The following is a 7849-nucleotide window of genomic DNA, read 5'->3' on the forward strand; positions in this document are numbered from 1 at the left end:
GGGAGCGATCGCCATTGGCGTTTTCGCGGCATCGCTGGCGATCTCGGCGCCGGCTGCCCGTGCCGAGGACAAGCTGATCGTGTTTGCGGCGGCCAGCCTCAAGGACGCGCTCGACGGCGTCAACAAGGCCTGCGAGGCCGATGTCGGCGAGGCGGCGACCATCTCCTACGCGGCAAGCTCAGCGCTTGCCAAGCAGATCGAGGGCGGCGCGCCGGCCGACATTTTCATCTCGGCCGACCTCGACTGGATGAAGTATCTGTCCGACAGGAAGCTGACCAAACCCGACACCGAGGTGAAGCTGCTCGGCAACCAGATCGTGCTGGTGGCGCCGACGGATTCCAAGGTTGAGGCCAAGATCGAAAAGGGCTTCGACCTTGCCAGGCTTATCGGCGATGGCAGGCTTGCCATGGGCGACGTCAAGGCTGTGCCGGCCGGCAAATACGGCAAGGCGGCGCTGGAATCGCTCGGCGTCTGGTCTTCAGTGGAAGGCAAGGTCGCGCAGGCCGAGAATGTGCGCGCGGCGCTGAAGCTGGTGTCGACCGGCGAGGCGGGGCTCGGCATCGTCTATGCCACCGATGCGCATGCCGAAAAAGGCGTCAAGGTGGTCGGCACCTTCCCGGAGGGCTCGCATCCGCCGATCATCTACCCGGTTGCCCAGACGGCAGATTCGAAGGACAAGGATGCGCCGGCATTCCTGAAGTGCCTCGAATCCGCGAAGGCGGCAGAGCTCTTCAAGGCGCAGGGCTTCACCATCCTGGCGCCTTCCAACTAAGGCAGCGTCCCGACGCATGAACTGGCTGCTGGACCTCACTCCCGACGAATGGAATGCGGTCCGGCTGTCGATCAAGGTGGCGACGGTGGCGATGCTTTTCAGCCTGCCGCCGGGCATCGCGATCGCGCTCGTGCTCGCCCGTGGCCGGTTCTGGGGCAAGACGCTGCTCAACGGGCTGGTGCATCTGCCGCTGATCCTGCCGCCGGTGGTGACCGGCTACCTGCTGCTGCTGACCTTTGGCAAGCGCGGGCCCGCCGGCGCGTTCCTGGCCGAGCATTTCGGCATCGTCTTTTCCTTCCGCTGGACGGGTGCAGCACTTGCCTGCGGCGTGATGGGCTTTCCGCTGATGGTGCGGGCGATCCGGCTGTCGATCGAGGCGGTCGACCGCAAGATGGAGGCGGCGGCCGGCTCGCTCGGCGCCAATCCACTCTGGGTGTTTGCCACCATCACCTTGCCATTGATCCTGCCCGGCCTGATCGCCGGCTCGATCCTGTCCTTCGCCAAGGCTATGGGCGAGTTCGGCGCCACAATCACCTTCGTCTCCAATATCCCCAACGAGACGCAGACGCTGCCGTCGGCGATCTATACCTTCACGCAGGTGCCGGGCGGCGATGACGGCGCGCTCAGGCTGACGCTGATCTCGATCGTCATCTCGATGGCCGCACTGGTGGCGTCTGAGATGCTGGCCTGGCGCGTCGGCCGGCGGATGGATATCGAATGACGCTGCTCGTCGAAATCGGCCACCGCCTCGGCGATTTCGCGATCGACGCCAGTTTCGAAAGCGCTGGCCGCCTGACGGCTCTGTTCGGTCCTTCGGGCTCCGGCAAGTCGACGCTGATCAATTTGATCGCCGGGCTGATCCGACCGGAGAGGGGGCGGATCGCTGTCGATGGGCGCGTGCTGGTCGACACCGAGACCGGCGCCTTCGTGCCGATGCACAAGCGGCGCATCGGCATCGTGTTCCAGGACGCGCGGCTCTTTCCGCATTTGAGTGTCGCAGGCAATCTGCGCTATGGCCGATGGTTCACGCCGGCGTCCGAGCGCTATGCCGACATCGATGGCGTGGTCGATCTGCTGGGCATCGGGCATCTGCTCGACCGGCGGCCGGCTAAGCTCTCGGGCGGCGAGAAACAGCGCGTGGCCATCGGCCGGGCGCTGCTCGCCAGCCCGAAACTGCTGCTGATGGATGAACCGATGGCCTCGCTCGACGAGGCGCGCAAGGCGGAGATCCTGCCCTATGTCGAGCGGCTGCGCGACGAGACGAATATCCCTATCGTCTATGTCAGCCATTCCGTCGCCGAAGTGGCGCGGCTGGCGAGCGACGTGGTGGTGCTGGCGCACGGCAAGGTCGCGGCCGCCGGTCCGACCGGAGCGATCATGCAGCGGCTCGACCTTTTGCCGGCGGAAGAGCGCGGCGAGGGCGGCGCGGTGCTGGACACCAAGGTGCTGCGCCATGACGAGAGCTTCGGGATGACCGTGCTCGACTCGCCGGCGGGCGAAATCCGCGTGCCGCGCCTGGCGCGGCCGTCTGGTGCGCCGGTGCGGCTGCGCATCCGCGCCCGCGACGTCATGATCGCGACCGAGCAGCCGGCGGGTCTCAGCGCGCTCAACATACTGGCGGGGACAATCACGGCGGTGAGGCCGGGTGTCGGACCGACGGTGGAGATCGCCATCGAATGCAATGGCGTGACGGTTCTGGCGCGCATCACCGAACAGTCGAAGCACACGCTTCGGCTCGCGCTCGGCCGCAAGGTCTTTGCGGTGATCAAGACGGTGAGCTTCGACAGCGCGACGACGGGGCCAGGGCTGCCATCCGAAGCCGATGGGTGACGAAAGGACAATGTCGCTATGTTGGTTTGGAATAGCGATAGAGCCGTCGAGGGTGCTAGTCTGATCGCGGAGGACAAAGATGCCGTCGCTGAGCTTGCGGATAAACCTCGATCCCGACGGGCGTATCGGGCCGGGCAAGATCGAGCTTCTGGAGCAGATCGCTGCCTTCGGCTCGATATCCGCCGCGGCGCGCGGCATGGAGATGTCCTACAAGCACGCCTGGGACCTGGTCGAGGACATGAACCGGGTGTTCGGCAAGCCGCTGGTATCAGCGCAGACCGGCGGCAAAAAGGGCGGCGGCGCCCAACTGACCGCGGTCGGCCTGGCGGTCGTCAGCCGCTTCCGGGCCATAGAGCGGGCGGCGACATCCGCGGCGGCGCAGCACATGGAGGCCTTGCAGGCGGAAATCGATGCTGGTTGAGTGCCGCCCCGTTCCGAGTGGTCCCTATTCCTCGGGCTCGCCGGGTTTGCGCAGCAGATAGGTGTCCATGATCCAGCCCTTCCTTTGCCGGGCTTCCTCGCGCACTCTTTCGATCTCCGCGCCGACATCGCCAAGGCGGCCGGAGATGGCGATCTCGTCCGACGTGCCGAGATAGGCGCCCCAGTGGATGACGAGGTTCTCGTCGGCCAGCGTGTTGAAGGCGCATTTTCCGTCGAGCATGACGACCGTGCTGCCGGCATTCTCGGGCATGCCCTCCTCAGTCAGGCGGCGGCCGGTGGTGATCAGCACGGGGTCGCCGATACGATTCAGTGCCATCTTGTGGCTGGCGGCCAGCGCCTGGACGGCGGTGATGCCGGGAATGACCTCGAGCGCGAAATCGACGTTGCCACGCCGACGCACCCGCTCGAGGATGCGCAGCGCGCTGTCGTAGAGCGAGGGGTCGCCCCAGATCAGGAACGCGCCGCAGCCGTCTTCCGCAAGCTCGTCGCGGATCAGGCCTTCATAAATTTCGGCGATCGCCTCGTGCCAGTCGTCGACCGTGGCGCGGTAGGAAGGGGAGGGTTCGGCCCGCACCGGCACGTCGAATTCCACCCGACGCGATTTCGGGTTGGTGACGAAGCGGTCGCAGATTTGCCGGCGCAATTCGGCGAGATCGTTCTTTTTCGCGCCCTTGTCGGGAATAAACAGGACGTCCGCCCGGTTCAGGCCGCTGATGGCCTGGACCGTCATATGTTCGGGATTGCCGGCGCCGATGCCGATGACCAGAAGCTTGCGCATGGGCGCTCTCCTGCCCGATCGGGGCGCCGGTGTCCAGACAGCATGGGGCAAGCGGCAACACGAGCGTTGAAGGGGCTTTGAAACGCCACATTGAAACGGCTAGAGCAGTTCATCGTTTGGTGGAAACGCTGAACTGCTCTAGCTATTTGTCTTACGCAATTCCGGACGGAAAACCGCTACACACTTTTCCTGGAATTGCTCTAGATGTGGACGCGCATCCGGTTGGGGCCGGCCCTGCCGTCGAGAGGGGGATCCATGTTCCGCACCATCCTGACCGCAGCGCTGGCTTTGTCGGCCGCGCCGGCGTTCGCCAACGATTCGATTGCCGAGCTTGGAACCGGCGGGCTGATCCTGTCGCGCAGCGATGCCGTCGCCATGGAGAGCGAGGACCTCTTCATCTCGCAAGAAAAGGTGACGGTCGACTATGTCTTCCGCAACAACACCGACAAGGATGTCGACGCCATCGTTGCCTTCCCGATGCCCGACATCGAAGGCGACCCGAACGAGATGCCGGCGATCCCCGAGGCGCAGAGCGACAATTTCCTCGGCTTCGAGGTGACTATCGACGGCGTCGATGCAAAGCCGCAACTGGAGCAGAGAGCCTTTGCGCTGGGTATCGACATCAGCGCCGATCTCAAGGCGCAGACCGTGCCGCTCTATCCGTTCGGCGACGCGGCCAAGGCGGCGCTGGCGAACCTTCCCAAGGAGGTCGCCGAGGATTGGGAGAACCGTGGCATCATCATCGAGGATAGGGCCGACGACGGCTCGGGGATGAAGACCGTCTACGCCCCGTTCTGGCAATTGCGTTCGACCTACTGGTGGCGCTCGACCTTCCGAGCCAACAAGGCCGTGCATGTCTCGCACCGCTACAGGCCGAGCGTCGGCGGAACCTCGTCGGTCAGCTTTTTCTATGATGGCCAGTTCCAGGGCCAGTATGCGACCTATAAGACCCGCTATTGCATGGACGACGGCTTCGAGAACGCCGTGCGCAAGGCGGCCAAGGACAATCCCGACGGCTACCCGCAATATTTCGAAAGCAGGATCGCCTATATCCTGACCACGGGCGGCAACTGGGCATCGGGCAGTATCGGCGATTTCAAGCTGACCGTCGACAAGGGCAGCCCGAAGAACCTGGTCTCCTTCTGCGGCGACAATGTGCGGAAGGTCGGACCGACGACCTTCGAGATGACAGCGAAGGACTTCTATCCTGAGCACGACATCGACATATTGCTGCTCGAGCCGTCGGACGACACGAGTGGCGGCGACAGCGGGAACGGTGGCTAATGGATATCGCAATCTACGTCGCCATCGCCGACAACGGCGTGATTGGGCGCGATGGCGGCCTGCCGTGGCGGCTTTCCACCGATCTCAAGCGCTTCAAGGCCGACACGATGGGCAAGCCGATCATCATGGGTCGCAAGACCTATGAGGGCATTGGCCGGCCGCTGCCGGGCCGGCTCAACATCGTGGTGACGCGCGACAAGGCCTGGCGGGCCGAAGGAATCGAAATCGCGCATTCGCTCAAGGAGGCCATCGCGCTTGCCAATGTGCGCGGGCGCTGCATGGCCGGCGCCGACGAGATCTGCGTTGTCGGCGGCGGCGAAATCTATGCCCAGGCATTGCCGCTGGCCGACCGGCTGCATGTCACCCATGTGCTCGCAAGTGTCGAGGGCGATGCGCATTTTCCGCCGATCGACACGGACCAGTGGCGCGTCGCCAGCGCCGAGGACTTTCCGGCCGGCGAAAAGGACAGCCACGCGACCCGCTATACGGTCTACGAGCGCCGTGGCGGCGCAAACTGAAGACGACTGCGTCGCTTCTTGAAGACGATAAAGGGTCGCTACCGGTCCAAAACGGATGGCTGGCCGGCAGATCGCGTTGAAAGCGTGCCGTGGCGACCCTATAGAAGGATGACATTGGATATTGCGCTGTCAGGCCGGCGCCGAGGGAATTCCAAGCGAAAGGACATTCATGCCCTGGAACGACAAGAGCGGTGGCGGCGGCCCATGGGGCGGCGGCGGCAATCAGGGTCCCTGGGGGCAGGGGCCCAAGGGCCCGAGCGGCCCGCAGGGCTCACCGCCCGATCTGGAAGACATCATCCGCCGCGGCCAGGACAGATTGCGCCGCGCCCTGCCGGGCGGCGGTGGCGCCAGCCCCGCCGTATTCGGGCTGATCGCGGCTGCGCTGGTCGTGCTGTGGGCGTTCAAGGCGGTCTACACCGTGCAGCCCGACGAGGTTGCGGTCGAACTGCGCTTCGGCAAGCCGAAGGCCGAGCTGTCGCAGCCCGGCCTGCATTTCCACTGGTGGCCGGTCGAGACCGTCGAGACCGCCAACATTGCCGAGCAGCTGGTCGATATCGGCGGCGGCGCGAGCGGCAGCAACAGTTCCGGACTGATGCTCTCGGGCGATCAGAACATCGTCAACGTGCAATTCTCGGTCGCCTACCAGGTCTCCGACCCGAAAGCCTATCTGTTCGACGTGTCGGATCCTGACGGCATGCTGAGGCAGGTCGCCGAAAGCGCCATGCGTGAGGCCGTCGGCCGGCGGCCGGCGCAGGACATCTTCCGTGACGATCGCCAGGGCATTGCCGCCTCGGTGCGCGAGATCATCCAGACGACGCTGGACGGCTACAAGGCCGGCCTCAACGTCAACGCGGTCTCGATCGAGGACGCGGCGCCACCGCGCGAGGTGGCCGACGCCTTCGACGAGGTGCAGCGCGCCGAGCAGGACGAGGACAAGTTCGTCGAGCAGGCCAACCAGTATTCCAACCAGAAACTCGGCCAAGCGCGCGGCGCGGCGGCGCAGATCCGCGAGGACGCGGCAGCCTACAAGAACCGCGTCGTGCAGGAGGCCGAGGGTGAGGCGCAGCGCTTCATCTCGGTCTATGACGAATATGCCAAGGCGCCCGAGGTGACGCGCAAGCGGCTTTATCTGGAAACGATGGAGAGGGTGCTGAAGGACTCGAACAAGGTGATCGTCGAGCAGGGCAATGGGCAAGGGGTCGTTCCCTACCTGCCGCTGCCGGCACTGCAGCAGAAAGCGCCGGCGCCGGCCACCTTTGGCGCCACGACGGGAGGAAACCAGTGATGGCCAACCGTCTCCCCATCGTCGCCGTCGTCGCGGCGGTCATCCTGTTCCTGATCTATTCCTCGGTGTTCGTGGTCAACGCGCGCCAGCAGGCGCTGGTGCTGAGGTTCGGCGAGATCGTCGACGTTAAGACCGAGCCTGGCATTTATTTCAAAGCGCCTTTCGCCTTCTTCGATGCCGACAGCGTGCAGCTGATCGAAAACCGCGTGCTGCGCTTCGACCTCGACAACATCCGTGTCCAGGTGTCGGGCGGCAAGTTCTACGAGGTCGATGCCTTCATCGCCTACCGCATCTCTAACCCGCGCGTGTTCCGTGCGGCGGTGTCCGGCAGCATCGAGCTTGCCGAGCAGCGGCTGAGGACACGTCTCGATGCGGCGCTGCGCCGTGTCTACGGTCTACGCGACTTCGAGGCCGCGCTCTCCGAGGAACGCGCCGTGATGATGCGCGAGGTGCGCGACCAGCTCAGGCCCGACGCCACCTCGCTCGGCCTCGAGATCGAGGATGTGCGCATTCGCAGGACCGATCTCACGGCCGAGGTTTCGCAGCAGACCTTCGACCGCATGAAGGCCGAGCGTCTCGCCGAGGCCGAGCGGTTGAGGGCCCGCGGCAACGAGGCGGCGCAGCGCATCAAGGCCCGCGCCGACCGCGAGGTGGTCGAAATCGTCGCCGAGGCGCAGAAGGAATCGGAAATCCTGCGCGGTGAGGGCGAAGCCCAGCGCAGCGCAACCTTCGCCTCCGCCTATCAGCGCGACCCGGCCTTCTTCGAGTTCTACCGCTCGATGAACGCCTACGGTACGGCGCTGGACAACACCGGAACGACCATGGTGCTGTCGCCGGAATCCGAGTTCTTCCGCTATTTCCGCGACCCGAACAGCACGGAGACACCGGCAAAGCCAACGGCGCCGGCAACGCCGCCTGCGCAACCCGGCACCGGCCAGTAG

At 65.0% G+C, this 7849-nt stretch carries 9 protein-coding genes; 8 read left to right on the forward strand and 1 reads right to left on the reverse strand.

Translation table 11 applies throughout. From position 1 onward, the window contains the following. Positions 1–7 precede the first annotated feature (7 nt). From modA to EN745_RS24735, 4 genes are all read left to right on the forward strand, one after another. Positions 8–772 (forward strand): molybdate ABC transporter substrate-binding protein, encoded by a 765-nt coding sequence (modA, locus tag EN745_RS24720; RefSeq protein WP_245487825.1) that lies wholly within the window; start codon positions 8–10, stop codon positions 770–772. Between the two features lie 16 nt (positions 773–788). Beyond that, positions 789–1493 (forward strand): molybdate ABC transporter permease subunit, encoded by a 705-nt coding sequence (gene modB / locus EN745_RS24725; RefSeq protein ID WP_126053953.1) that lies wholly within the window; start codon positions 789–791, stop codon positions 1491–1493. After that, the gene (gene modC / locus EN745_RS24730; RefSeq protein WP_127422482.1) at positions 1490–2602 is read left to right on the forward strand and encodes a molybdenum ABC transporter ATP-binding protein; all 1113 of its coding nucleotides are present in this window, start codon (positions 1490–1492) and stop codon (positions 2600–2602) included. The genes modB and modC overlap by 4 nt, the downstream gene beginning before the upstream one ends. A 79-nt stretch (positions 2603–2681) precedes the next feature. After that, positions 2682–3023 (forward strand): winged helix-turn-helix domain-containing protein, encoded by a 342-nt coding sequence (locus tag EN745_RS24735; protein ID WP_126053955.1) that lies wholly within the window; start codon positions 2682–2684, stop codon positions 3021–3023. A 24-nt stretch (positions 3024–3047) separates the two neighbouring features. Here the strand turns inward: EN745_RS24735 and cobF are convergent, their stop codons facing one another. Beyond that, positions 3048–3821, reverse strand: a complete 774-nt coding sequence (cobF, locus tag EN745_RS24740) for a precorrin-6A synthase (deacetylating) (RefSeq protein WP_127406063.1) — start codon at positions 3819–3821, stop codon at positions 3048–3050. A gap of 255 nt (positions 3822–4076) precedes the next feature. On the opposite strand from cobF, the gene EN745_RS24745 reads away from it, so the two are divergent. The 4 genes from EN745_RS24745 to EN745_RS24760 all read left to right on the forward strand — a co-directional run bounded on the left by EN745_RS24745 (position 4077) and on the right by EN745_RS24760 (position 7849). Next, a complete protein-coding gene (locus tag EN745_RS24745; protein ID WP_127406064.1) occupies positions 4077–5105 on the forward strand; it encodes a DUF4424 domain-containing protein in 1029 nt (342 codons plus the stop codon). Further along, the gene (locus EN745_RS24750; protein WP_126053958.1) at positions 5105–5623 is read left to right on the forward strand and encodes a dihydrofolate reductase; all 519 of its coding nucleotides are present in this window, start codon (positions 5105–5107) and stop codon (positions 5621–5623) included. The genes EN745_RS24745 and EN745_RS24750 overlap by 1 nt, the downstream gene beginning before the upstream one ends. 169 nt (positions 5624–5792) lie before the next feature. After that, positions 5793–6908 carry an FtsH protease activity modulator HflK gene (gene hflK, locus EN745_RS24755; RefSeq protein WP_126053959.1) on the forward strand — a complete coding sequence of 372 codons (1116 nt, stop codon included), beginning with the start codon at positions 5793–5795 and terminating at the stop codon, positions 6906–6908. After that, positions 6908–7849: a protease modulator HflC gene (locus EN745_RS24760; RefSeq protein WP_126053960.1), complete on the forward strand. Its 942-nt coding sequence runs from the start codon at positions 6908–6910 to the stop codon at positions 7847–7849. The genes hflK and EN745_RS24760 overlap by 1 nt, the downstream gene beginning before the upstream one ends.

The sequence above is a fragment of the Mesorhizobium sp. M4A.F.Ca.ET.022.05.2.1 genome, from assembly GCF_003998845.1.
Classification (GTDB): domain Bacteria; phylum Pseudomonadota; class Alphaproteobacteria; order Rhizobiales; family Rhizobiaceae; genus Mesorhizobium.

Coding starts and splice junctions, on each gene's coding strand:
- modB (WP_126053953.1), top strand. CDS start 789: ATGAACTGGCTGCTGGACCTCACTCCCGACGAATGGAATGCGGTCCGG.
- modC (WP_127422482.1), top strand. CDS start 1,490: ATGACGCTGCTCGTCGAAATCGGCCACCGCCTCGGCGATTTCGCGATC.
- EN745_RS24735 (WP_126053955.1), top strand. CDS start 2,682: ATGCCGTCGCTGAGCTTGCGGATAAACCTCGATCCCGACGGGCGTATC.
- cobF (WP_127406063.1), bottom strand. CDS start 3,821: ATGCGCAAGCTTCTGGTCATCGGCATCGGCGCCGGCAATCCCGAACAT.
- EN745_RS24745 (WP_127406064.1), top strand. CDS start 4,077: ATGTTCCGCACCATCCTGACCGCAGCGCTGGCTTTGTCGGCCGCGCCG.
- EN745_RS24750 (WP_126053958.1), top strand. CDS start 5,105: ATGGATATCGCAATCTACGTCGCCATCGCCGACAACGGCGTGATTGGG.
- hflK (WP_126053959.1), top strand. CDS start 5,793: ATGCCCTGGAACGACAAGAGCGGTGGCGGCGGCCCATGGGGCGGCGGC.
- EN745_RS24760 (WP_126053960.1), top strand. CDS start 6,908: ATGGCCAACCGTCTCCCCATCGTCGCCGTCGTCGCGGCGGTCATCCTG.